The organism is Halomonas fontilapidosi, assembly GCF_014192285.1.
GTDB classification, from domain to species: Bacteria; Pseudomonadota; Gammaproteobacteria; order Pseudomonadales; family Halomonadaceae; genus Halomonas; species Halomonas fontilapidosi.
The window spans coordinates 38,754-63,539 of record NZ_JACHXQ010000007.1; the positions used below are offsets into that span (position 1 = coordinate 38,754).

At 67.7% G+C, this 24,786-nt stretch carries 22 protein-coding genes and 1 pseudogene; 13 read left to right on the top strand and 10 right to left on the bottom strand.

Annotated elements, in window-relative coordinates; all coding sequences use genetic code 11:
* Positions 1-7: 7 nt before the first annotated feature.
* Positions 8-868, top strand: a complete 861-nt coding sequence (locus tag FHR95_RS11095) for an alpha/beta hydrolase (protein WP_183314422.1) — start codon at positions 8-10, stop codon at positions 866-868.
* 17 nt (positions 869-885) lie between these two features.
* Here the strand turns inward: FHR95_RS11095 and FHR95_RS11100 are convergent, their stop codons facing one another.
* The 6 genes and pseudogenes from FHR95_RS11100 to FHR95_RS11120 form a co-directional block, all read right to left on the bottom strand.
* Positions 886-1,566 carry an ABC transporter ATP-binding protein gene (locus tag FHR95_RS11100; RefSeq protein ID WP_183314423.1) on the bottom strand — a complete coding sequence of 227 codons (681 nt, stop codon included), beginning with the start codon at positions 1,564-1,566 and terminating at the stop codon, positions 886-888.
* A gap of 1 nt (position 1,567) precedes the next feature.
* Complete coding sequence (locus tag FHR95_RS17425) at positions 1,568-1,786, bottom strand: ABC transporter ATP-binding protein C-terminal domain-containing protein (protein ID WP_425485293.1); 219 nt, start codon at positions 1,784-1,786, stop codon at positions 1,568-1,570.
* A 6-nt stretch (positions 1,787-1,792) separates the two neighbouring features.
* A pseudogene (locus FHR95_RS11105) lies at positions 1,793-2,311 on the bottom strand (ABC transporter ATP-binding protein); the annotation flags it as partial.
* A complete protein-coding gene (locus FHR95_RS11110) occupies positions 2,304-3,341 on the bottom strand; it encodes a branched-chain amino acid ABC transporter permease (RefSeq protein ID WP_183314425.1) in 1,038 nt (345 codons plus the stop codon). The pseudogene FHR95_RS11105 and the gene FHR95_RS11110, both read right to left, overlap by 8 nt.
* Entirely contained in the window at positions 3,334-4,254 is a 921-nt protein-coding gene (locus FHR95_RS11115) for an ABC transporter permease subunit (RefSeq protein ID WP_183314426.1), read from the bottom strand. The genes FHR95_RS11110 and FHR95_RS11115 overlap by 8 nt, the downstream gene beginning before the upstream one ends.
* Positions 4,255-4,373: 119 nt before the next feature.
* Positions 4,374-5,516 carry an ABC transporter substrate-binding protein gene (locus FHR95_RS11120; protein WP_183314427.1) on the bottom strand — a complete coding sequence of 381 codons (1,143 nt, stop codon included), beginning with the start codon at positions 5,514-5,516 and terminating at the stop codon, positions 4,374-4,376.
* 306 nt (positions 5,517-5,822) lie between these two features.
* Between FHR95_RS11120 and FHR95_RS11125 the strand changes: the two genes are divergently transcribed.
* Positions 5,823-6,323, top strand: a complete 501-nt coding sequence (locus tag FHR95_RS11125; RefSeq protein ID WP_040184810.1) for an Rsd/AlgQ family anti-sigma factor — start codon at positions 5,823-5,825, stop codon at positions 6,321-6,323.
* Between the two features lie 164 nt (positions 6,324-6,487).
* Here the strand turns inward: FHR95_RS11125 and FHR95_RS11130 are convergent, their stop codons facing one another.
* Both FHR95_RS11130 and FHR95_RS11135 read right to left on the bottom strand, forming a co-directional pair.
* Complete coding sequence (locus FHR95_RS11130) at positions 6,488-9,550, bottom strand: efflux RND transporter permease subunit (RefSeq protein ID WP_183314428.1); 3,063 nt, start codon at positions 9,548-9,550, stop codon at positions 6,488-6,490.
* 1 nt (position 9,551) lies between these two features.
* Positions 9,552-10,676: an efflux RND transporter periplasmic adaptor subunit gene (locus FHR95_RS11135; RefSeq protein WP_183314429.1), complete on the bottom strand. Its 1,125-nt coding sequence runs from the start codon at positions 10,674-10,676 to the stop codon at positions 9,552-9,554.
* 199 nt (positions 10,677-10,875) lie between these two features.
* Here FHR95_RS11135 and FHR95_RS11140 point away from each other — a divergent pair, with 199 nt between their 5' ends.
* Complete coding sequence (locus tag FHR95_RS11140) at positions 10,876-11,850, top strand: malate dehydrogenase (RefSeq protein ID WP_183314430.1); 975 nt, start codon at positions 10,876-10,878, stop codon at positions 11,848-11,850.
* 98 nt (positions 11,851-11,948) lie between these two features.
* Here FHR95_RS11140 and FHR95_RS11145 read toward each other — a convergent pair whose 3' ends face one another.
* Complete coding sequence (locus tag FHR95_RS11145) at positions 11,949-12,605, bottom strand: histidinol-phosphatase (protein WP_183314431.1); 657 nt, start codon at positions 12,603-12,605, stop codon at positions 11,949-11,951.
* 201 nt (positions 12,606-12,806) lie between these two features.
* On the opposite strand from FHR95_RS11145, the gene FHR95_RS11150 reads away from it, so the two are divergent.
* Together FHR95_RS11150 and ptsP are read left to right on the top strand one after the other, a co-directional pair.
* Complete coding sequence (locus FHR95_RS11150; RefSeq protein ID WP_040184820.1) at positions 12,807-13,298, top strand: RNA pyrophosphohydrolase; 492 nt, start codon at positions 12,807-12,809, stop codon at positions 13,296-13,298.
* A gap of 70 nt (positions 13,299-13,368) precedes the next feature.
* A complete protein-coding gene (gene ptsP / locus FHR95_RS11155) occupies positions 13,369-15,630 on the top strand; it encodes a phosphoenolpyruvate--protein phosphotransferase (protein ID WP_183314529.1) in 2,262 nt (753 codons plus the stop codon).
* A gap of 124 nt (positions 15,631-15,754) precedes the next feature.
* On the opposite strand, the gene FHR95_RS11160 is transcribed toward ptsP, so the two are convergent.
* Positions 15,755-16,534, bottom strand: a complete 780-nt coding sequence (locus FHR95_RS11160; RefSeq protein ID WP_183314432.1) for an NRDE family protein — start codon at positions 16,532-16,534, stop codon at positions 15,755-15,757.
* Positions 16,535-16,639: 105 nt separating this feature from the next.
* Here FHR95_RS11160 and FHR95_RS11165 point away from each other — a divergent pair, with 105 nt between their 5' ends.
* The 8 genes from FHR95_RS11165 (at position 16,640) to FHR95_RS11200 (ending at position 24,773) form a co-directional block, all read left to right on the top strand.
* Positions 16,640-17,770, top strand: coding sequence for a response regulator (locus FHR95_RS11165; RefSeq protein ID WP_183314433.1), 1,131 nt, complete (start codon positions 16,640-16,642; stop codon positions 17,768-17,770).
* Positions 17,767-18,561 carry a sulfite exporter TauE/SafE family protein gene (locus tag FHR95_RS11170; protein ID WP_183314434.1) on the top strand — a complete coding sequence of 265 codons (795 nt, stop codon included), beginning with the start codon at positions 17,767-17,769 and terminating at the stop codon, positions 18,559-18,561. Before FHR95_RS11165 ends, FHR95_RS11170 begins: the two co-directional genes overlap by 4 nt.
* Positions 18,562-18,586: 25 nt before the next feature.
* On the top strand, positions 18,587-19,375 hold the full coding sequence (gene lgt, locus FHR95_RS11175; protein WP_183314435.1) for a prolipoprotein diacylglyceryl transferase: 789 nt from the start codon (positions 18,587-18,589) through the stop codon (positions 19,373-19,375).
* A gap of 179 nt (positions 19,376-19,554) precedes the next feature.
* Positions 19,555-20,328, top strand: a complete 774-nt coding sequence (locus FHR95_RS11180) for a thymidylate synthase (protein ID WP_246378545.1) — start codon at positions 19,555-19,557, stop codon at positions 20,326-20,328.
* Between the two features lie 14 nt (positions 20,329-20,342).
* On the top strand, positions 20,343-20,861 hold the full coding sequence (locus FHR95_RS11185) for a dihydrofolate reductase (RefSeq protein ID WP_425485294.1): 519 nt from the start codon (positions 20,343-20,345) through the stop codon (positions 20,859-20,861).
* Between the two features lie 174 nt (positions 20,862-21,035).
* A complete protein-coding gene (locus FHR95_RS11190; protein WP_343065207.1) occupies positions 21,036-22,130 on the top strand; it encodes a ProQ/FINO family protein in 1,095 nt (364 codons plus the stop codon).
* Positions 22,131-22,536: 406 nt separating this feature from the next.
* Positions 22,537-23,619 (top strand): porin, encoded by a 1,083-nt coding sequence (locus tag FHR95_RS11195; protein WP_183314438.1) that lies wholly within the window; start codon positions 22,537-22,539, stop codon positions 23,617-23,619.
* Between the two features lie 89 nt (positions 23,620-23,708).
* Positions 23,709-24,773: a hypothetical protein gene (locus FHR95_RS11200; protein ID WP_183314439.1), complete on the top strand. Its 1,065-nt coding sequence runs from the start codon at positions 23,709-23,711 to the stop codon at positions 24,771-24,773.
* The last annotated feature ends 13 nt before the right edge of the window (positions 24,774-24,786 follow it).

Genomic DNA, 24,786 nt, shown 5'->3' on the forward strand with positions numbered 1-24,786 from the left:
CGGCGCCATGCGCTATCGCCAGCCGACCACCCAGGAGGCGATCGACCGCGCCTACGACCCCATGCGGGGGCGCGATCCCGCGGCGCTGCTCGAGGCGTGGCGGGCGCGCAGCCTGGCAGCCCGTGAATGCCATCGGGTGGCGCTCGATCTGCCCTATGGCCCGACACGTGCCGAGTGCCTGGATCTCTTTCGTGCCGAGGGCGCGGTCGACGACGCGCCTGCGCCCTGCCATCTGTTCTTTCACGGCGGCTACTGGCGCTCCCTGAGCCACAAGGAGTTCAGCTTCGTGGTGGAGGGGCTGGTGGCCTCGGGGGTCACGGTGGTGGTGGTCAACTATGCGCTCTGCCCCACGGTGGCCTTCGGCGAGGTGGTGCGCCAGGCCCGAGCGGCGCTGGCATGGGTCTATCGTCATGCGGCGTCATGGGGGATCGACCCGCACCAACTCAGCGTCTCGGGCCACTCCGCCGGCGGCCACCTCTGCGCCATGCTGCTGGCCACCGACTGGCAGGAGACTTACGGCCTGCCCGACGATCTGATCAAGGGGGCGCTGTGCGTCAGTGGCCTCTACGACCTGTCGCCCTTCCCCTGGTCATGGTTGCAGCCCAAGCTGCAGCTCACCGGCCGCGATGTGATCGACTACAGTCCCGTGCAGCAGCCCTGCCGTGTCCCGGCGAAGGTGCGGCTGGTCGCCGGCGGTGAGGAGTCCAGCGAGTTCGCCCGCCAGATGCAAGACCAGGCCGCCCATCTGGATGCCCAAGGCCTGGCAGTCACCGCCGAGCTATTGGCCGGTGACGATCATTTCTCCCTCCTCGAGCACTACCGACCCGGCGGGCGCTTCGTCGAGGCGATCACCACTTTCCACTGCTGAGCCGTCAGCCCTAAGAGCTATACGCCCAAGTAGCGGTCGCGGACGCCGGCGTCCAGGGCCTCGGGCGGCCCTGTCCAGGCCGTGCGTCCCTTCTCGAGGATGGTGCAGCGGTCGGCGACCGGCAGCAGTTCGCCGAGCGACTTGTCGACGATCAGGGTCGACTGCCCCTGCGCCTTGAGCAGCCGCAGGGCCGACCAGATCTCCTGGCGGATCACCGGGGCCAGGCCCTCCGTGGCCTCGTCGAGCACCAGCAGTCGCGGGTTGGTCATCAACGCGCGGCCGATGGCGAGCATCTGCTGCTCGCCGCCGGAGAGGGTGGCGGCCATCTGGCGGCGCCGCTCGGCGAGCCGCGGAAAGAGGCCTTCGACGCGCTCGCGGTGCCAAGGGCCAGGGCGGGCGGTGGCGATCAGGTTCTCGCGCACCGAGAGGTTGGGAAAGCAGCGGCGACCCTCGGGCACCAGCCCCAGGCCGCGCTGGGCGATGCGGTAGGCCGGCAGGCGTCGCAGGTCGCGCGATTCGAACACGATGCGTCCGCGACGGGCCGGGGTCAGCCCGAACAGCGAGCGCAGCGTGGTGGTCTTGCCCATGCCGTTGCGCCCCATCAGGGCCACCATCTCGCCGGCCTCGACCCGCAGGCTGACGCCGAACAGCGCCTGGGAGGGCCCGTAGAAGGTCTCGATGTCGGTGATCTCGAGCATCTCAGTCTCCCAGATAGGCGTCGCGGACGCGCGGGTCGCGGCGGATGGTCGGGCCGTCGCCGTGGGCGATGACGCGGCCCGCCACCAGCACGGAGATGCGGTCCGCCAGCCGGAAGACGGCGTCCATGTCGTGTTCGATCAGCAGGATCGGCACCTCCTGTTTCAGGGTCTCGAGCAGCTCGGTGAGGCGCGCGGACCCCTCGGGGCCGAGGCCGGCCATAGGCTCGTCGAGCAGCAGGGCCCGCGGTTCGAGCACCAGCGCGCAGGCCACCTCCACCTGGCGACGCTCACCGTGGGAGAGCGCCGCCACCGGCGTGTCGGCGCGGTGGGCGAGGTGCATGCGCTCAAGGGCCGCATGGGCCGGGGCCAGCAGGCGCGGGTCACTATCCACTGGCCGCCAGAAGCGAAAGCTGTGTCCCTGCAGCGCCTGGGCGCCGATCATCACGTTGCGCAGCACGCTGAGCGGCTCGGCCAGGCACGAGACCTGGAAGCTACGTCCCAGGCCCAGGCGGGCCCGCCGGGCGACTCCCAGGGCGGTGATGTCGCGTTCGCCGAGGCGAATCTCGCCGGCATCGGGCTTCAGGCTGCCGGCGATCTGGGCGATCAGCGTCGACTTGCCGGCGCCATTGGGCCCGATCAGGGCATGGATCTCGCCGGCGTGGAGGTCCAACGAAACGTCTTGCGTGGCCTGCAGCGCGCCGAAGCGCTTGCTCATGCCGGATATCGATAGCACGCGCTCACCCATGGCGCTCGCTCCCGGCCAGCCAGCCGATCACGCCCTGCCGGGCGAACAGCACCACGCCCAGCAGTACCAGGCCGAGGAAGAAGGTCCAGTATTCGGTCAGTCCGCCCAGCAGGGTTTCCATCATCACGAACAGGATGGCGCCCGCGAGCGGCCCGTAGAGTCGCCCGACGCCCCCCAGGATGACGATCACCATCAGCTCGCCGGAGAGTTGCCAGCTCAGCATCGAGGGGCTGACGAAGCCGTTGAGGTCCGCGTAGAGGGCCCCGGCCAGGCCGGTGATCATCGCCGAGACGACGAAGGCCACCAGGCGAATGGGGAAGGGCGAGATGCCTGCGGTGGCCAGGCGCGTCTCGTTGAGTCGGGCCATGGTCAGGGCCGCGCCGAAGCGGGATTTCATCAGTCGCGAGGTGAGCGCCAGGGAAAGCATCAGGCCCGCGAAACAGATCAGGAAGAAGCTCAGGGCGTCCTGGGTATCGACCCCGGGGAGGCTGTTGCGCAGGTAGATCGGCAGGCCATCCTCGCCGCCGTAGTCGGGCCAGGAAGTGGCGAAATAGTAGACCATCTGGGCAAAGGCCAGCGTGATCATGATGAAGTAGACCCCGGTGGTGCGCAGCGAGATGGCGCCGATCGCCAGCGCGAGCAGGCCGCAGAGCAGCACGGCGGCCAGCCAGATCACCCGCATGTCGTCGCTGCCGGGAAGGCCCATCACTAGGCTGCCGTCGAAGGCATGGTAGGCGCTGATGCCGGCCACGTAGCCGCCCAGCCCGAAGTAGGCCGCATGACCGAAGCTGATCATGCCGCCGAAGCCGATGGCCAGGTTGAGTCCCACGGCGGCCATGGCCACCAGCGCAATCCGCGAGGCCAGGTTGACGTAGTAGACCTCGCCCAGCAGGTCGGCGGCGACGGGCGCCAGCAGCATCAGCGCCAGCAGCGCGCCGTGCACCAGCCGTCGACGGTCCAGCCAGCGGCGTGGGCCGGCCGGGGTCGCAGCGGCAGGGGAGTGGAGGGGCGAAAGGTGGGGCCTAGTCATGGGCGGCAAAGAGTCCCTGCGGCTTGAAGGCGAGTATCACCGCCATGAGGATGTAGATCAGCATCGCGGCCAGCGCGGTGCCGGCGCCGGCGGCCTCCGACGGGGCCATGAACTGGCCGAACAGGGCGGGCAGCAGGACCCGGCCCAGGGTATCCACCAGGCCGACCAGCAGGGCGCCGAGCAGGGCACCCTTGATCGAGCCGATGCCGCCGATCACGATCACCACGAAGGCCAGGATCAGCACCGGTTCGCCCATGCCGACCTGCACCGCCTGCAGGGCGCCCACCAGGGAGCCGGCCAGGCCCGCCAGCGCGGCACCCAGCGCGAACACCAGGGTATAGAGTCGCCGGATGTTGACGCCCAGCGCGCCGATCATCTCGCGGTCGCTCTCGCCGGCGCGGATGCGCATGCCCAGCCGGGTATGCGCGATCAGCAGGTAGAGCCCGGCGGCCACCGCCACGCCCACGGCGATGATCACCAGCCGATAGACGGGATAGCGAGCGCCGCCGGGCAGCGCCACCGAGCCTGAGAGCGCCTCGGGCGGGCTGAGCCATAGCGGCGAGGAGCCGAACAGCCAGCGGGTGCCCTCGGAGAAGATCAGGATCAGCGCGAAGGTGGCGAGCACCTGGTCGAGGTGCTGGCGGCCGTAGAGGCGCCTTATCACCAGCAGTTCGACGATGGCGCCCGCCGCGGCAGCCGCCAGCACACCGGCTGCCAGCCCCAGCAGGAAGGAACCGGTCGAGGCGGTGGTCAGGGCGGTGACATAGGCCCCCACCATGTAGAAGGAGCCGTGCGCCAGGTTGATCAGCCCCATGACGCCAAACACCAGCGTGAGGCCGCTGGCCATCAGGAACAGCATGGTGCCGAGCTGCAGGCCGTTGATCAGTTGCTCGATCAGCAGGGTAACGGACACGTCAGTTAGTCTCTGGGAAAAGCATGAGTGGTGAAGGGTGAGGCGTGAGTGGGAGGCCTCACCAGCGCAACGCTCCCCCCTCGCAGGCGAAGCGCTGACGACTTAGCGGCACGGAAGGCTCACATCTCACACTGCTCGGCATAGACGTCCTGGATGTCCTCGACGGCCAGGCCGACCAGGCGATTGGTCGGTTCGCCATCCTCGCCCTCGACCACCTCGCGGACATGGATGTCCTGGATCGGATGGTGGTTGGGGCCGAAGCGGAACTCGCCGCGCACCGAGTCGAAGTTGGCCTCGCGCAGGGCCTCGCGGAAGGCGTCCTGGTCTTCGGGGTGGGCCGTTTCCAGGGCGCTCAGGATCAGGCGCGCGGTATCATAGCCCTGGGCGGCGTAGAGCGTCGGGGTGCGCTCGTGGATCTCGCGGAAGGCCTCGACGAAGGCCTGGTTGGCCGCGTTCTCCAGGTCATAGGCCCACTGCGAGGTGTTCACGGCGCCGATCGCGGCGCTGCCCACCGCCTTGATGATGGTCTCGTCGAACGAGAAGGCCGCTCCGAACACCGGCATCTCCACCCCCGAGTTCTCCCACTGCTTCAGGAAGGAGATACCCATGCCGCCGGGAAGAAAGAAGAACAGGCTATCGGCATCGCTGGCGCGGATGCGGGCGATCTCGGCGGCGTAGTCCGTCTGGCCCAGCTGGGTATAGATCTCGTCGGCGACCTCGCCCTCATAGAGATGCTTGAAGCCGGCCAGGGCATCGGTCCCGGCGGGATAGTTGGGCGCCATCAGCAGGGGATTCTCGAAGCCCTGTTCGCGCATGTAGGCGCCCATCGCGCCGTGCAGGTTGTCGTTCTGGTAGGCCACGTTGAAGTAGTTCTCGTGGCACATCCTGCCGGCAAGGGCCGAGGGGCCGGCATTCGGCGAGAGGTAGAAGGTGCCCTGGCGGACCACCGAGGGCACCACGGCCATGGCCAGGTTGGACCAGATGATGCCGGTCATGATGTCGACCTCGTCGCGCTGCATGAACTCGTTGGACAGCGTCTTGGCCAGGTCGGGGCGCCGGGCGTCGTCCTGGATCAATACCTCGATGTCGTTGCGCTCCGCCTGGTCGATGGCGAGCATGAAGCCGTCGCGGACATCGACGCCGAGGTGCGAGCCACCGCCCGAGAGCGTGGTGATCATGCCGATCCTGACCTCCTCGGCCTGGGCCGTGGCCACGGCACTCGTCATCAGCAGGCCGAGGCCGGCGCGGGTCAAGGTGTTCATGGGGATCCCTCCTGAGTCTTGTTCGCATGTGTGGGGCCGCAGGGTAGCGGCCGCCGCTGGTCCAGGGTAATGCGCCCACGGTACTACGAATCGCCCGATGAATGCGGCGATGACGTCTCCACGCTCGACCTGCGGTGCCAGACGCCCCGCGTGCCCTGTCCATCCAGGCGGGCCAGCCGCGGCGACCCAGCCTGCCCGGGAGGCGGTAGTGGCAACGGGATTGACAGCGCGTCCGGCAGGCGCGAGTCTGGCAACTCGCAGGTTGAGTTCCCCGAGTGGTTGGCCGCATCGGGCAAGGGAGGCACCATGCTGGAAGATTGCAAGAATGCCCTGGAGCGTTGGGGTGGCGTGCATGAGCTGATCGATCGCTGGCTCCACGAGCGTCGCGAGTTGCTGATTCATCTTGCTGCGTTGAACCAGGCCTGTGATGCCGAACTGGAGACGGTCGACAAGGCAAGCATCGACGCCTTCAGTGAACGGCTGATGGACTACATCAGTGCCGGCCACTTCGAGGTCTATCCGCAGCTGCGCGAAGAGGCCAGAGCCTTCGACGACCACCAGGCCCTGAAACTCGCCGAGCGCCTGCTCGAGCGGCTGGAGATGTCCACCGAGCTGGTGCTCTCCTTCGACCGCGACTACGAGACGCCCGCGCGCGCCGAGCACCATCTGCGGCGGCTGCCCGCCTGGCTCGACCGCCTCAATCGCGGGCTTAGCGAACGCTTCGCCCTCGAGGACCAGCTGATCGCCCGTCTGCACGCGGCCCACGCGCCGGATGCCGCTAGCGCCGAAGCCGACAGCCGCGTCTGAGCGCACTGCCGGCGATACGCGATGACAAGCGCCTTGCTTTCATCACCCCTGCCTTCATGACCCGCCCCGTCGGCCCTCGTGGTCGACGGGGCGGTGTCGTTGCGGGCGCTGGAACGATCGCGACCTTGCCACTCCCTAGGTAATAACGGCAACGACGGTGCGGCCTACAGGCGGCGGTCGAGCCGCGCGCCCAGCACCAGCATGCAGGGGGTGAGCAGCAGGGTCAGGCCGGTGGCGAAGGTCAGGCCGCCGGCGATGGCGCTGGAGAGCTGAGTCCACCACTGGGTCGAAGGAGCCCCCAGTCCCAGGCTCGGGGTGAGCAGGTCGACGTTGATGCCCAGCACCATGGGCGCCAGGCCCAGTACCGTGGTCACCGCGGTGAGCAATACCGGGCGCAGGCGCAGGCCGCCGGCCTCCAGGGCCGCTTCCCCGGGGGCGAGCCCCTCGCCGCGCAGCTGGTTGTAGGTGTCGATCAGCACGATGTTGTTGTTCACCACGATCCCCGCCAGGGCGATGATGCCCATGCCCACCATGACGATGCCGAAGGGCTGGGCGTTGGCGAGCAGCCCGAGCAGCACGCCGGCGGTGGAGAAGACGATAGCGGAGAGCACCAGGGCCGCCTGGTAGAGGCTGTTGAACTGGGTGACCAGGATCAGCAGCATCAGGCAGATCGCCACCAGGAAGGCGCTGGCCAGGAACCGCGTGGCCTCCTGCTGGTCCTGCTGCTCGCCGGCCACGTTGACTCGTACCCCGTCGGGCGGCGCTTGCATGGCCGCCATCAGCGCCGCCAGACGCTCGTCGGGGCGCTTCCCGGCGGTAACGTCGGCCTCCAGGGTAATGGCCCGGCGCCCGTCGATGCGATGCAGGGTGCCCACCTTGGGGGCCGGTTCCAGCGATACGAAGTGCGAGATCGGCACCTGTCCGCGGCGGGTATTCAGCGTCAGTCGGCCCAGCTGGTCCAGCGAGCGCGCCTCCCGCGGCAGGCGTACCCGGATATCCACCTCGTCGTTGACCCCGGCCGGGCGGTAGCTCGCCACCTGCAGCCCGGTGGTCACCAGCTGCATGGCACTGCCGACGCTGGCCACATCGGTGCCGAAGCGGGCGGCGGCCTCGCGGTCTACCTTCACCCGCCACTCCACGCCCGGCAGGCTGCGGTTGTCCTCGATGTCGCGGAAGCCGCCCAGCTCGCCCATGGTGCGGCGCACTGCGGTGACGGCGCGGTCGGCCAGGGCCGGGTCCTCGGCGCTGATCTCCAGCACGATGGGTTTGCCGCCAGCCGGCCCCATTTCCTGCTCGCGAAATTCCAGCCGGATGCCCGGCAGATCGCGAGTGCGCTCGGCCATATCCGCGAGGATCGCGCTGGCCGGGCGGCGACGCTGCCAGTCGATCAGCTGAAACTGCAGCACACCCACCACATCGCCGCCGAGCTGCTGGTTGGGCACGGCGAAGGAGCGCGCATAGAGTGCCTGGACCTCGCTCATGCCGGTAAGCCGCGACTCGACCCGACGCACGATGGCATCGGTCTCCACGGCGGAGAAATCGCCCCGAGCGCGGACCAGCACCTGGGCGGTGTCCGGCTCGACGCTGGGGAAGAACTCGACGCCATGGTTAAAGCGGGCATAGGCCGTGTAGATCAGTGCCATCAGCAGCAGGGCGGCCAGCAGCGTCAGCCCCGGCCAGGCCAGCAGCCGGCCGAGCAGGTGGCGGTAGAGCCGTCCGCCAGCGCTGACCATGTCGCGTTCGCGGGCGGGCTGGGCACTGCGCGCGCCGAACACACCGCCCAGGGTGGGCAGGAACACCAGCGCCATGGCCAGCGAGGCGAGCAGGCAGAGGATCACCGTGATCGGCAGGTACTTCATGAATTGGCCGACCACGCCGGGCCAGAACAGCAGCGGCACGAAGACCGCCAGGGTGGTGGCGGTGGAGGCGATGACGGGCCAGCTCATGCGCGTGGCGGCTTCGGTCCAGGCCGCTCTGGGCGTCAGCCCCTGACGCAGGTGGCGGTCGGCCAGCTCGCTGACCACGATGGCGCCATCCACCAGCATCCCGGCGACCAGGATCAGCGCGAACATCACCACGATGTTGAGGGTGTAGCCGAGGGCCCAGATCATCAGGATCCCCGACAGGAAGGCCCCGGGAATGGTCAGCCCCACCATCAGCGCCGAGCGCATCCCCATGGCCGCCAGGATCAGCACCAGCACCAGCACCACCGCGGTGACCACGTTGTTGAGCAGCTCCGAGAGAATGTCGCGCACCGTCTCCGACTGATCGAGGATGGTGGTGAACTCGAGTGCCTCGGGGATCAGGCCGGCCGCCTCTTCGAGCAGCCCCTGCACCTGGGCCACGGTGGCGATGATGTTGGCACCGGCCCGCTTGGAGATCTCCAGCACCAGGGCCGGCTGGTCGTCGATGCGGGCGAAGCCCTCCGGATCCTTGAAGGTCGGGCGAATCCAGGCCACGTCACCAAAGGTCACCACCCGCTCGCCGTCGATCTTCACCGGCATCGCCATGACGTCCTCGAGACGCTCGATCACCCCCGGCACCTTGAGCGCCTGACGCCCGGCGCCGGTGTCCAGGCTGCCCGCCGCCACCAGACGGTTGTTGCGGTTGACCAGGTTGAACAGGGTGGCGAAATCGACGCCGTAGCTGTCGAGCACCAGCGGATCGACGACGATCTCCAGCAGGTCTTCGCGTCCCCCGCCGATCTCCACCTCGAGCACTTCCGGGATGCCCTCGATCTCCTGCTGCAGGCGGCGTGCCACGGCCAGCCGCTGACGCTCCTCCAGCGGCCCGGACAGGCCGATGGAGAGCACCGGAAAGAGCGCCACGTTGACCTCGGTGACGCGCGGCTCGTCGGCCTCGGCGGGCAGCTCGGCGCGGGCGATGTCGACCTTCTCGCGCACGTCGGTGAGCGCCTGGTCGGGGTCGAAGCCGGCATCGAACTCGAGGGTAATGGCGGCGTGGCTCTGGCTGGCCTGGGCGGTCATCTTGCGCAGCCCCTCGATGCTGCGCAGCTCCTGCTCCATGGGGCGCACCAGCAGCCGCTCGCCATCCTCGGGACTGACCCCCTCCAGCGACATCGAGACGTAGATGATGGGGATGGTGACGTCGGGGTTGGCCTCCTTGGGGATCGCCTGCCAGGCGGCGAGTCCTGCCAGCAGCAGGGCGACCAGCAGCAGCAGGGTGGTGCGCGAGCGATCCAGCGCCGCTTCGATCAGGGTGCGCATGTCAGCGCATGTCCCCGGGAGCGTCCCTACCCGCCTGCGGGGTGGCCGGCTCGACGGGCACGGCGTCCACCGGCTCGCCGGTGTCCACGAAACCGCCGCCCAGGGTGATCAGCCGGATGTGGTCGGGCAGCCCGGCCACCCGGGCGGTGTCGGCATCGGCGCTGACCAGCTCGACCGGCGTCAGTACCACCCGGTCGTCATCGTCCAGGTGCTTGACGGCCAGGCGACCTTCGCCATTGAGTTCGAGCAGGGCCGGGGAGAGCTCATGTACCTGGCGCTCGGGCAGACGGATGGTCAGGGTGGCGCTGGCACCGGCCAGGCGGCGCCCCTCGGGGTTGGCCAGCATCGCCTCGACGGGAAAGCTGCGGGTGCTCTCCTCGGCGCGGCTGGCCACGTGGCTGAGCTCGCCGCTGAGGCGGGTGCCGTCGAGCAGCCGGATCTCGGCAGGCAAGCCGGGAGTCAGCGACAGGGCATCTCGCTGGGGCGCCGCGGCGTTGGCGGTGAGGCGCGCGTCGTCGATCAGCCGGCCCCAGGCTTCGCCGACCTGGACCAGGTCGCCGAGTTCCACGTCCAGGCGGTCGAGCACCCCGTCGAAGGGTGCCTCGGGGCGGGTGTCGTCGAGCTGGCGCTGCAGCGTGGCGATCTGGGCCTGGGCCTGGCGGACGGCGCTCTGTCGGCGCAGATAGTCGGTATCGGAGATCAGCTTGCGCCGCCGCAGTTGCTCGGCGCCGGCCAGCTCGCCGCGGGCCAGGGCCAGTTCGGCCTCGGCCTGAGCGAGCCTCGCCGGCAGTTCCTCGCGGTCTAGCGCCAGCAACGTCTCACCCTGGCGGACCCGCTCGCCCAGGGCGACGGGCAAGGCCGACACGCGCCCCGCCTGTCGGGCACGCAGCTCCACCTCGCGATGCGCCTCGAGCTGGCCCTGCAGCACCAGCCGCGGTGAGAAAGCCTGCGCCTGGCGCTCGACCACCTCGACTCGGGTCAGTACCGCGCCTTCCGCAGCGCCGCCCTCGGGTGGGGTGTCGCGGAATCCCTCGATGTCGCCGAGCGCCAGCCAGACCACTAATAGGCAGGCCAGTCCTATGGCGATCAGGACGGAGAGAGGCGGCAGTGGGAAACGGCGATGCATGCAAACATTTCCTTGCAGCGAAACATCGGGACGTCAGCATATCATCCCTTCCCCTTGCCCCTATGCTCAGGTCGAATTGAGTTTTGTGCAGTGCAGGCATAACATCTTGGCGATTCGCATCCTAGCCTGGGCAGGCGGCATGCCGGCCCGGCTCATCCTCATGGCGACAACCCGCGCGTTGACAACCCAAGGAGCCACCATGAAAGACCCCGTTCGTATTGCCATTACCGGTGCTGCCGGCCAGATCAGCTATTCGCTCGTCTTCCGTATCGCCTCCGGCGACATGCTGGGCAAGGACCAGCCGGTCATCCTGCAGCTGCTGGAGATCCCGCCGGCCATGGACGCCCTGAATGGCGTGGTGATGGAGCTCAACGACTGCGCCTTCCCGCTGCTCCAGGACATCGTCGCCTCCGATGATGCCAACGTCGCCTTTAAGGACGCCGATTTCGCCCTGCTGGTCGGTGCTCGCCCGCGCGGCCCCGGCATGGAGCGCAAGGACCTGCTGGAAGCCAACGCGGCGATCTTCTCCGTGCAGGGTAAGGCGATCAACGATAACGCCAGCCGCGACGTCCGCGTACTGGTGGTGGGCAACCCGGCCAACACCAACGCCCTGATCGCCTCCTGCAACGCGCCGGACCTGGATGCCGGCCAGTTCACCGCGATGATGCGTCTGGACCACAACCGCGCCAAGACCCAGCTGGCCCAGAAGACCGGCAAGCACGTCACCGACGTCGAGCAGATGATCGTCTGGGGCAACCACAGCGCGACCCAGTACCCCGACCTGGCCCACTGCAAGGTGGACGGCAAGCCGGCCTTCGACCTGGTCGAGCGTGACTGGTACGAGAACGACTTCATCCCCACCGTTCAGCAGCGCGGTGCCGCCATCATCAAGGCGCGCGGTGCATCCTCCGCGGCCTCCGCCGCCTCCGCGGCCATCGACCACATGCGCGACTGGGCGCTGGGCACCGACGAGGTGGTGAGCATGGGTATTCCCGCTGACGGCAGCTATGGCGTCGAGCCGGGCATCATGTACTCCTACCCGGTCGTCTGCCAGAACGGCAAGTACGAGATCGTCCAGGGCCTCGATGTCAACGAGTTCAGCCGCGGCCGCATGCAGGCCACCGAAGACGAGTTGCGCGAAGAGCGCGCCGCCGTCGAGCACCTGCTGGGCTGATCGCCAGCTGTAAGCCGTAAGCGTTAAGCGATAAGAAAAAGCAACCCCGCCAGGTTCAGCCTGAGCGGGGTTTTGTCTTGCAGCGGCAGCGGGGGAAATTAGTCTCTGAGGCTGATGATCTTCCAGCCGCGGGCTTCGGCGACGTCCCGCAGGGTGGGGTCGGGGTCTACCGCCACCGGATGGTCGACCTTCTCAAGCAGCGGCAGGTCGTTGTGGGAATCGCTGTAGAACCAGCTGCCGTCCAGGGTCAGGTCGCTGTCGGCGAGCCACTGCTCCAGGCGCTCGACCTTGCCCTCACGATAGCTGGGAATGCCGCTGGCGCGACCGGTATAGCGGCCGTCGACCATCTCGGGTTCGACGGCGATCAGCTCGTCGATGCCCAGGCGCTCGGCGATGGGGCCGGTGATGAAGCGGTTGGTGGCGGTCACGATCATCAGGGTGTCGCCGCGGGTGCGGTGGCGGGCCACCAGTTCCTCGCCCTTGTGCAGGATATGCGGCTCGATCTTGCTGGCCATGAACTGCTGGTGCCAGGCGGCCAGCTGCTCGGGGCTGTGCTCGGCGAGCGGACGCAGCGCGACCTCCAGAAAGGCCTGCATATCCAGGGTGCCGGCCTCGTAGTCGGCCAGGAAGCGGTCGTTGGCCTCGCGGTAGGCCACCGGGTCCACGGCGCCCTGTTCCAGCAGGAACTCGCCCCAGGCATGGTCGCTGTCGGTCGACAACAGGGTGTTGTCCAGGTCGAAGATGGCCAGGCTCACTGCATACCTCTCTGATGGTGTCGCTCAAGAGCATTTCAAGGTCGTGACAAGGTCGGCGATTATGTCAGAAGTGGCCCTGGGCGACGAGTGCCGGGCCGGCGCCGAACGCGACGCTTTTGCGGCTTTCAATTTGGTCGTATTGATGCGCTTTGCGGCCTTGTGGAAGAATGGCCTCAATATTGGATTCATAAGGTGAAGTCCGTGATCGACGCTGACGGCTTTCGCCCCAATGTTGGCATCATCATCGCCAACGAGCAGGGGCAGCTGCTATGGGCGCGTCGGGTAGGACAGAATGCGTGGCAGTTTCCTCAGGGAGGCATCAAGGCGAACGAGACTCCGCAACAGGCACTATTTCGTGAGCTGCACGAGGAGATCGGCCTGACCGCCGACGACGTCGAGATCCTTGCCTGCACCCGGGGCTGGCTGCGCTACCGCCTGCCGAGACGCATGGTTCGTACGCATTCGAGGCCGATATGCATCGGCCAGAAACAGAAGTGGTTCCTGCTGAGGATATGCTGTCAGGAGAGCCGGATCTGCATGGACATGTCCGGCAAGCCGGAATTCGATGGCTGGCGATGGGTCAGCTACTGGTATCCCCTGGGGCAGGTGGTGTCCTTCAAGCGGGAGGTCTACCGCCGCGCCCTGCGCGAGCTGTCGCCCCGGGCACAGCGGCTGGCCCTCGGACATGGATAAGCCGAAGGCCTGACGGCCGCGCCACTCCTCAGCGAGGCGAGAGACAACCACAATGGAAAAGAAGACGCCGATGCTCGAGGTATTGCGACGTATCATTCAGGAGGTGAACGGGGCCCGCAACCTGGAAGCGGCCCTGGCCACCATGGTGCGCCGCATCCGCAAGGCGATGCGCACCGACGTATGCTCCTTCTACCTTTTCGACCGGAGCATCGATCGGCTGGTGCTGATGGAGACGATTGGCCTGCGAACCCAGGCCGTGGGCCGGGTGAGCCTGCAGGTCGGTGAGGGCCTGGTGGGCCTGGTGGCCAAGCGCGAGGAACCGCTGAACCTCGAAAACGCCCACGTCCATCCCCAGTTCCTCTACTTCGAGGCCACCGGCGAGGAGCGCTATTCGAGCTTTCTTGGCGTCCCCATCATCCACCAGCGGCGCATGCTCGGCGTACTGGTGGTGCAGCAGTCCGACAAGCGTCGCTTCGACGAGGAAGACGAGGCGTTCCTGGTCACCATGGCGGCCCAGCTGGCGGGCGTGCTGGCCCACGCCCTGGCGACGGGCGGGCTCAACCGGCCGAGCATGCCGGGGGGGCAGGCGCGCTTCACCGGCGTAGCGGCCTCGCCGGGCATGGCCATCGGCGAGGCGGTGGTGATCGCCGCGCCGGCGGATCTCAATAGCGTGCCCGATCTCATCCCCACCGACGTGGAGTACGAGATCGCCCGTCTCAAGGAGGCCATCGGACGGGTGCGCGACGAGATCCGCGCCGCCGGCGAGCGCCTGGCCAGCCGTATCTCCGCCCAGGAGCTGGCGCTGTTCGACGTCTACCAGCAGATGCTCGGTGAGGCGGCGCTCTCTCAGGAGGTCGAGAAGCGCATCCGCGAAGGCCAGTGGGCGCCCGGCGCCCTGGCCGACGTGGTGCGTCGCCACGTTCAGTACCTGGAGCGGGTCGACGACAACTACCTGCGCGAGCGGGCGGCCGACGTGCGTGACCTGGGGCGGCGAGTGCTGGCCCACCTGCAGGAGGAGACACCCCAGACCCCGTCGGTCTATCCCGACAGCACCATTCTGGTGGGCGATGAGATCAGCGTGGCGATGCTCGGTGAGGTGCCCCGCGAGAAGCTGGCCGGGCTGGTCTCGGTGCGTGGCTCCAGCACCTCCCATCTGGCCATCGTCGCCCGCGCCATGGGGATTCCCACCGTCTCGGGCATGGTCGACCTGCCGCTGCCGCGTCTCGGCGGCAACCGGGTGGTACTGGATGGCCATCGCGGTCGCCTCTTCGTGCGCCCGGGGCCGGAGCTCGAGAGCCACTATCAGAGCCTGATCGATGAGGAGCGGGCGCTGATGGCGGTGCTGGAGCATGAGCAGGACCTGCCCAGCCGCACGCCGGATGGCCACGACATGCCGCTGATGGTCAACACTGGCCTGACGGTGGACGCCGTGGCCTCGCTCAAGTCGCGGATCGGCGGGGTAGGGCTCTATCGCACCGAGGTGCCCTTCATGGTCACCGAGCGCTTCCCCGGCGAGCAGGAACAGACCCGGCTCTATCGTGAGCAGCTCGAGAGCTTCGCGCCCCTGCCAGTGGTGATGCGCACCCTGGACATCGGCGGCGACAAGGACCTGCCCTACTTTCCCATCGAGGAGGCCAACCCCTTCCTGGGCTGGCGGGGTATCCGCGTCACGCTCGACCATCCCGAGGTGCTGATGGTGCAGTTGCGCGCCATGCTGCGCGCCTCACAGGGGTTGGACAACCTGCAGGTGCTGCTGCCGATGGTCACCAATGTCGACGAGGTCGACGATGCGCTGCGCCTGCTCGAGCGTGCCATCGTTGAACTCGGCGAGGAGGGGGTGCCAGTGAATCGGCCCCGGGTGGGGGTGATGCTGGAGGTGCCGGCGACCCTCTATCAGCTCGATGCCCTGGCCCGGCGGGCCGACTTCTTCTCGGTGGGCAGCAACGACCTGACCCAGTATCTGCTGGCCGTGGACCGCAACAACCCCCGGGTCGCCGACCTCTACGATGCTTGCCACCCCGCCGTGCTTTCGGCCATGGCCCGGCTCGCCGAGGATGCGCGGCGACTGGACATGCCCACCTCGGTGTGTGGAGAGATGGCCGGCGACCCCGCCGGCGCGCTGCTGCTGATGGGCATGGGCTTCGACGCCCTGTCGATGAACGCTCCGAGCCTGCCGCGGGTGAGGGCGGCCATTCGCCGGGTGCCCCTCGACAGCGCCCGCGAGCTGGTCGCCGAAACCCTCAGGCTCGACTCTCCCGGGGAGGTGCGCCGCCACCTTGCGAAGCGCCTTGGCGACTGGGACCTCGCCCATCTGCTGCCGCCCAGCGATTGATTCGGCTTCGCCGGACTCGAGCTTGAAGCGGAAAGAGCGGCGCTTCGCGCCTGGAAGCCTGAAGCTGGAAGAAAAGGCCTTGTGCCTTGGGCGGCAAGATCAGGCTACTGTCAGCTTTCAGCTTTCAGCTTTCAGCTTTCAGCTCCAAGCGAAGCTGGGTCTCGCCCAGCCTGACCCCCTCCGGCCCGAAGCGCCGTTCCCCGAGCTCGATTCGCCCGTCGTCGTGCCAGGCCAGCCAGGTGGAGGCGCGGGTGCCGTAGTCCCGCCCGACGATGAAGGGCGGCGAGAGACGGCGTTCCACCTCCAGCCCCACGCCGGTTTCCGGCAACTGGCTGTCATCGGCGGGGCGGGCGTCACCGAGCACGGCCAAGGCGTCCTCCGGCCATTGTCCATGGCGCAGGCTGGCGGCAAGCCCCTGACGGGCGGCGATCAGCTTGGGCCAGGGGGTGTTCAGGCTGGCATTGGAAAGCCCGTGCAGACCCGGCGGGACCTGCCTGAGCCAGATGCCATCGAACCCCCGGTGGAGATGCCAGAAGCGCTCACCGTCACCGGCTAACAGGTTGAACCCCGCATAGTGGCCCGCGGCCCCGTTGGAGAGCCGGTCCAGCCAGGCTGGCAGGTCGTCGCACTCCAGGGCCTCGCGCACCAGCGCGCCGCGGCTGGGGGCGCCCGGCGGGACCTTGAGGCGCGGATCGCGTACGTTGGTGACGGCGGCGACGCGGCCGCGGCGATGCACGGCCAGCCAGGTACCGCCGGCCTCCAGGTCGCGGCCACCGACGATCTCGGGGGCATCGTCCCAGGCACCCAGCGGAGCAGCCGGGCGGGCATGAAATTCGTCACGGTTGGCCACCAGGCGCAGCGGGCAGGCGCTGCCGGGGCGATGGTCGAAGGCGATCAGGCACATGGGGCCAGCTTAGCCGCCCTATCGGCGGGGGGGAAGGCGCCGTCATGACAGTCTCGGCCTGGCCGCGTACACTCTGTTGACTATCGTGCTTGCACAGGGATGACAATGCAGGACGACATTCGCCTGGACCGCCTCTGGTCGCGCCTGATCTGGCCCATCCTCTGGCCGGTGCTGCTTGCCCAGGCCACCCTGGTGGTGCTCTGCCTGGTGGTCGGCATCATGCTGTGGTCGATGATGCCCGCCTACGCCTCCTGGGGCGCCACCTTCTGGCTGCTGCTGGCGCTGCTGCTGGGCAGCAGCCTGAATGTGGCGGTCTTTCTGATGCTGCTGCGTCAGCGTCTGAGCGGCATCCAGCGCGAGGTTGACGATGCCCTGGCCGGTATCGAGGCCTGGCTGGCTCGCCACCATCGTCCCCAGCCTGGCGACAAGCCGCCGCTGCCGCGGCGCCTCCAGACCCTGGCGGAGGATTGCGAGTCGCTGGTCGCGGGCTGGCAGCGCGAGCTCGAGGAGAGCCGGTCCGCGGAGCGGCGACTGGCGGGTGACCTTCAGGCCTGTCACGCCGAGTTCGAGCGTCTGGAGGCCGGCCGGGTGCGGGCCCGCGAGGAGTCGCGCCTCAAGTCCGGCTATCTCTCCCACCTGCAGCAGTCGCTGGGGCCGCTGATGGCCTCTCTCTCCGAGGTGCTGGAGAGCGATGCCCTGCGCCAGTGCGGCGGCGACCGAGACCATGCTGCGCTGCCGGCGCTGCGTGAGCGCCTGGCCGATGCGGTCGTGCTGCTCGACAATCTCGGCGAGTCCTCCGACGCGGTCGTGGGTGGCGCGCGCCCGCACGCTGGCGCGAAGGGGCGAGTGCTGATTGTCGATGATGGCCCGGTCAATCTGACCCTGGCGCGCCAGGTGCTGGAACGCCAGGGGTTCGACGTCGAAACGGCCACCAGCGGCGAGGAGGCGCTCTCCCGGCTGGAGAGTGCGGCGTTTGACCTGGTGCTGATGGACATCTTCATGCCCGGCATGGACGGTATGGAGACCAGTCGGCACTGGCGTGCTCGGGAAGCCGAAGACTCAGCCCCTCGGCGCAGCATCCTGGTGGCACTGACCGCCAACGCCAGTGAAGTGGATCGCCGGCGCTTTCAGCAGGCCGGCATGGATGACTACCTGGCCAAGCCTTATCGCCCCCAGGCACTGGTCGAGCTGGTGCGGCGCTGGTTGAACGGCATCTCGGCGCCCGGTTCGGCATGAGCCTGCTGGCAAGCCTGACGGGCTACCTGGTGCTGGGGGCGCTGGCCGGCACCATGGCCGGGCTCTACGGCGTGGGCGGCGGACTGATCATCGTGCCGGCTCTTACGCTGGCCTTCGGGCTGCAGGGCGTGGCCCCGGAGGTCGCCATGCACCTGGCAGTGGGCACCTCGCTGGCGACCATCGTGGTCACCGGCGCCTCCTCCGCCTGGGGCCACTACCGGCGCGGCAGCATCCGCCGCGACTGGTTCCTGGCCCTGCTGCCGGGGCTGATGCTCGGCGCGATCGCCGGGGTCTTCGTCGCCGGCAGCCTCTCCGGCGGGCGGCTGGGGACCCTGTTCGGCCTGTTCGTGATCCTGGTCGCCCTGAAGATGGCGCTGGGGCGCGGACCCCGGCCCGGTAGCGTGGCGCCCGGGCGTGCCGTGATGGGCGTGGCGGGTGCGGTGATCGGTGGCGTCTCGGCGCTCTTCGGTATCGGCGGCGGTACCCTCAGCGTGCCTTGGCTGTCGCGCTGCGGGGCCACCATGACCCAGGCCGTGGGCACCTCCTCGGCCTGCGGACTGCCCATCGCGCTGTTCGGTGCGGCGACCTTCGTGGCGGTGGGGTGGGGCAACCCGCTGCTGCCCGCCGGGGCCGCCGGCTTCGTGATGTTGCCGGCCTTGCTGGGCATCGTGCTCGCCAGCGTGCCCTTCGCGCGCCTCGGCGTGCTGCTGGCCCATCGCCTCTCGTCCCGGACGCTGCGCCTCTCCTTCGCCGCCCTGCTGACGGCGGTGGGCCTCAAGTTCCTCCTCTGATCTTCTCGTTACCCAAGGGCCTTGCATGCTGAACTATCCCGATATCGACCCCGTGGCCATCTCCCTCGGTCCCTTCCAGGTCCACTGGTATGGCCTGATGTACGTCGTCGGCTTCGTCGCCGCCTGGTTGCTGGGGCGCCGGCGGGCCGAGCGCATCGGCCTGACCCGGGACGACGTGGGCGACCTGCTGTTCTATGCCGCCATTGGCGTGGTGGTCGGCGGCCGGCTCGGCTACGCGCTCTTCTATGGCCTCTCCCAGTGGCTCGCCGACCCGCTGTGGATCTTACGCGTCTGGGACGGCGGCATGAGCTTCCACGGCGGCTTGGTGGGGGTGCTGCTCGCCGCCCTGTGGTTCGCCAGGGAGAAGCGGCTGGCTTTCTTTACCCTGACCGACTTCGTCGCCCCGCTGGTGCCCATCGGCCTGGGGGCGGGGCGCATCGGCAACTTCATCAACCACGAGCTTCCCGGCCGGGTCACCGGGCTGCCCTGGGGCATGCCCTTTCCCGGCATGGGGCCCGAGCCGCGCCACCCCTCGTCCCTCTACGAGGCGCTGCTGGAGGGAGCCGTGCTCTTCGTGGTGCTGTGGTGGGTCTCGGCCCGGCCGCAGCGCCGCGGGCTGGTTTCCGGTCTGTTCCTCGTGCTCTACGGCGCCTTCCGCTTCCTGGTGGAGTTCGTGCGCCTCCCGGATCCGCATATCGGCTTCATTGCCTTCGGCTGGGTGACCATGGGCATGCTGCTGACGCTGCCGATGATTGTCGCCGGTGTTGCGCTGATCGCCTGGTCGCGTCGTCAGCCGGTGGATGTAAAAGAATGAAGGGCAGGGACAAGGGGGCAAGGAGCAAGGAGCAGATGAGCCCCCGCGCACGTGATCCACGCTTCGGTTGGCGTAAGGGGGCGTCTGATGTGTAAACTTCTCGCCCCAATTTATATCAGCCAGGCACCGCCGTGACCGACGATACCTTGCCCGCACTGGAACAACCCTATCTTGATCTTATGCGCCAGGTGCTCGACCGCGGCGTGGAGCGCGACGATCGCACCGGCGTTGGCACTCGCTCGCTGTTCGGCCATCAGATGCGCTTCGACCTCTCTCGCGGCTTCCCGCTGGTCACCACCAAGAAGCTGCACCTGCGCTCGATCATCCACGAGCTGCTGTGGTTCCTGGCCGGCGATACCAACATCGCCTATCTCAAGGAGAACGGGGTGCGCATCTGGGACGAGTGGGCCGACGAGAACGGCGATCTCGGTCCGGTCTATGGCTACCAGTGGCGCAGCTGGCCCGACCCCCGTGGAGGCCACGTCGACCAGATCGCCAAACTCCTCGAGCAGATCCGCGACAATCCCCAGTCGCGGCGGCTGATCGTCTCGGCCTGGAACCCGGCGCTGGTCGACGAGATGGCGCTGCCGCCTTGCCACTGCCTGTTCCAGTTCTACGTCGCCGAGGGGCGGCTCTCCTGCCAGCTCTACCAGCGCAGCGCCGACATCTTCCTGGGCGTGCCCTTCAATATCGCCAGCTACGCGCTGCTCACCCGGATGATCGCCCAGGTCTCGGGGCTCGAGCCCGGCGATTTCGTGCACACCCTGGGCGATGCGCACCTCTACTTGAATCACCTCGAGCAGGCCGAGCAGCAGCTCTCGCGCCCGCCGCGCGCTGCACCGCGCCTGGTGCTCGACGCCGGCGTCGACGATCTCTTCGCCTTCCGCTTCGAGCATATCGCCATCGAGGGCTACGACCCGCATCCCCATATCAAGGCCGAGGTGGCGGTATGAGCGAGCCCAGTGCCATGACCGACGAGACCCTCGTGCCTGTGGCGATGATCGCCGCAATGGCCAAGAACCGGGTGATCGGCGTGGACAACCAGCTGCCCTGGTACCTGCCGGAGGACCTCAGGTTCTTCAAGCGCATGACCCAGGCCAAGCCGCTGGTGATGGGGCGCAAGACCTTCGACTCGATCGGTCGGCCGCTGCCTGGGCGGCTCAATATCGTGGTGACCCGCGACCCCGACTTTCATCCCGAGGGCGTGCGGGTCTGCCATGACCTTGCATCCGCGCTGCGACTCGCCGATCAGCAGGCTACTATCGACGGCGTCGAGGAGATCATGGTGATGGGCGGCGCGCAGATCTACGCCCAGGCGCTGCCCTTCGCCAGCCAGCTCTATCTCACCGAGGTCGATGTCGAGGTGGAGGGCGATGCTCGCTTCCCCGCGCTCGACATGGCCGAGTGGGAGGAGGTGCAGCGCGTGCCCGGCGAGCCCGCCGAGGGCCAACCGGCCTATCATTTCGTGCAGTATCGTCGGTATTAAGGGCATCGCTATTAAGGGCCGCGATGTTACGGGCATCGCCGTTGATGGCGTCGCCGGCCTGCGACATTTGTCACCACGCCACGCCTGGCACAGACTGATCAGCAGAGGCCAGGGCCGGCTACCGTCGGCTGTGGTTCGAACAACTACCAGGAAGGCGCACGGGAGGACCAGGACGTGATCGAGGAACGCTCAACTCGCCTGCTGGAGCAGCTGGAGCACCGCGCTGCGGCATTGCTGGGCGTATTGCGGGAATCCCGCGTCCAGCAGGATGCGTTGCACTCGCGGCTGGCCGGGCTGGAGCGCCGTCGTGTCGAGCTGGAGGCGAGCAATGCCGAACTGGCCGCCGAGGTCCGCGAGGAGCAGGCCGGCCGGGCGGCGCTGGTGCAGCGCTGCGGCGAACTCGAGAGGCGTCTTGTCGAGCTGGAGGCGACCCGCCTGGAGCTCGCCGAGGAGAATCGCGAGCTCGACGAGCAGAACCGCGAGCTCGAGGCCCACAACCGTCGCCTGCTGGAGCACGAGCCAGTCGAGGCTGGTGCGCCGCTCTTCCATCGCCAGGCACGCCGCGCCCAGGGACTCTCCGCGCTGATCGGGCATCGGCCCAGGCAACCCGACGCCAGCGCCCCCGCTCCCCAGCCGCCTGTCACCGCCGAGGCGAGAGAACCGTCGGCGCCGGCGCCCGAGCCCGCCGCGCATTCGAGCGCGCCCAAGGAGGCGGGTCCTGGTGAGCTCTCTCCCGAGCAAGCACCCTCTCCCCAGGCGCTGCTGGACGAGTGGTACCAGCGCTACCCGTCGACCTTCTTCAAGGGCCATACCCGGCCGCTGATGGTCGGCATTCATGAGGCGCTCTCCGCTCGCGAGCCCTGGCCCGAGAAGCTCGTACGGCGTGCGCTGGCCTGCTACGTCAACCTGCCGCGCTATCTCAAGTCGGTTCGTGAGGGCGCCGAGCGCCTCGACCTGGCCGGCGAACCGACCGGCCGGGTGGATACCGCGGCGGCCGAGCATGCCCGCAAGAAGCTCGAACGCTTGCAGGCCGAGCGCCGCCAGCGGGGGACCCCGACCCGCCAGCGCGGAGCCAGGAAGGGCGATACCGCCAAGGGCAGACCCCCTTCGGCCGACAAGCGCCCGGACAGCGACAAGCCGGCCGGCCCCGCCTTGCGCCGAGGCTCCCCCGCGGCCGCTACCACCGCGCATGACGACGCCCCGACCCCGGGGCCCGCCAGCCTGGATGAGAAGCTCTCCGCGCTGCTTGCCAAGCACAACCAGCGTTGAGCGGCTGACTTGCTCTCGTCATATTCGCGCGGCATGATAAACCTGCTCATCGCGCCAGGTGGCTGATTCGCTTGCCGGATCGCCGTGGCTGGCGGAAGGGGGGCCGGGCTCGCCGGGATGGCGCCCGAACCGCAAGGCGGGAGGACAGGTTGGAGAACGGTGTTCGCAGGGAAGGAAAACAGTGTTTTTTCTTGTTGCGTTCCCGTATATCCCGGTATAGAGTTCCTCTTGCGAGCATTGGACTATAACAAGGCTTAGCCGAGGTCTGGCTCGCGACCTGCCACCTCCCGGGAGGGAGCCCGCAGGCACGAGAACCGGCACCAAGACCGGCCAAGCCGCTGACCCGCTCATCAAGACCGGGCAGCCACGATCGAAACAGCAAGCTAGTCAATAAGGAATCATCGCAATGAAAAAGACACTGTTAGCGACTGCTATCGCCGGTGCCCTGGCCGCTTCCGGCGCCCAGGCCGCCACCGTCTACAACCAGGACGGTACCAAGCTCGACATCTACGGCAACATTCAGATTGCTTACACTGACATTGAAGGTGCTGCCGTCCTGGATGATGACCTGAATGTCATTAGCCAGGACTCTGATGACCAGATCGCCGATAACGGCACCACCTTCGGTTTTGCCGCCGAGCACGTCATCAGCGAGGGCCTCACCGGCTACCTGAAGCTCGAGTTCGACGACATCAAGGCCGACGAGATGAAGACCGCGGGTCGCGATTCCGGTGATCAGGCCTATGTCGGTCTGAAGGGTAATTTCGGTGATGCTCGCGTGGGTTCCTATGATGCATTGATTGATGACTGGATCCAGGATCCGATCACCAACAACGAGCGTTTCGATGTCTCGGATTCCTCCTTGGCTGCTGGTGGTACCGGCATGCGGGAAACCGATAAGGTGACCTACACCTCACCCTCCTTCAGCGGCATGCAGTTCGCCGTGGGTACTCAGTACAAGGGCGATGCTGAGATTGAAAACCTCGAAGATTCCGGCAATGCCTCCTTCTTCGGTGGCGCCAAGTACACCGCTGGGGCATTCTCCATCGCCGCAGTCTTCGACAATATGGATAATACCCAATTCATCGATACCAACGGCGATGTCGATAGCGTTGGCGACCAGTACGGTCTGACCGCTCAGTACACCGTCGATACCCTGCGCGTGGCACTGAAGCTCGAGCGCTTCGACTCCGAAATCAGTGACGGCGACGACACCAACTTCTACGGCCTGGGTGCCCGCTACGGCTACGGCATGGGCGATATCTACGCCTCCTATCAGTACGTCGATGTTGGCGCGGGTACTTTCCTGTCCGAGCTGGATGAGACTCTCCAGGACGATCAGGATCGTGACGAGACCTACAATGAGGTCATTCTCGGCGCCAACTACAACATCTCCGATGCCATGTATGTGTGGACCGAGGCCGCCTGGTACGACCGTGAGAACGACGAAGACAACGGCTACGGTGTCGGCGTGACCTACCTGTTCTAAATTCTCTAGCAGGGCATTCCTGCTGGATAAGTGGAACACCGAAAGCCGATCCCCCGGGATCGGCTTTTTCATTTCCGATGCGAGGTTCCATGAAACAGTCGATGATTACCGCCAGCCTGCTGGCGCTGGGCCTGTCCCTCGGCAGTGCGGCGGCGCTGGCCAGCGAAATGCACGAACGCTTCCGTGAGGAGGGCAAGGCGCTCGACCTCACCGGGTTTTTGCAGGCCGAGAGCGATGCCCGCAGCCGCAGCTTTCTCTACGGCCGCCCGCATGAACACGATTTCACGGTCAAGGAGACCGGGCAGTACCTGTTTGAGAGCCGGGTGCCGGGCGGCTTCTCCGAGGACTACCGCGTGGCCGCCGTGCTGCTGGACGACCAGGGTCGCGAGATCGCCCGCGGCGAGGCGCTGGGTCAGAACGGTGGGCTGGCCATGCGCCAGCGTCTGCCGCCGGGGGACTACACGCTGCGCGTGGAGGGCCGCAAGTTCGGCACCCGCGGCAGCTCGGGCAATAGTTTCTATATCACCGTCTCGGGCCTGGACGAGCAGGGCCGTCGCCTGGAAGACGGCGTCAGCGACGGCCAGGGGGTTGCCTTCACCGGCAACGGCCGCGAGAGCAGCCGCAGCGTCTTCGTGCGTGGCCAGGATGAGGTGGCGACCCTTGGCGCCTCGAGCGGGGAAGCGGCGGCGGGTACCGCAGCGGCAGGTGCCGACCGGACGGCGGCCGCGACGGCTCCCGCTGAAGGCGGAGCGAGTGACGCCGCCGACTCTGCTACCCAGCCGGCGCCCGTCCCGGCAGAACAGGCCCCTGAGGCGTCACCGCGCAGCTTCGAGACCATCGTCACCGACGTCAAGATTCGCGCGCGTGGCGAGGTATTGACGTTTGAAATGGCCGAGCGCGGCACCGTGGCCATTACCACTTCGACCTATCCCACCGGCTACGAGGATACCTACCGCATCGAACTCGAGGTACTCGACGAGAACGGTCGCGTGGTGGCCGAGGGCGCCGGTGAAGGCTTCGATGGCGATGTCGACATGACCACCAAGCTGGCACCCGGTCGCTACCGCATTCGCGTCCAGGGCCAGAAGTTCGGCTCGGCCATGACGGGCGTCAACAACTACGAACTCAAGGTGCAGCAGCTGGATCGCCGGTAAGCGTTCCGATGCA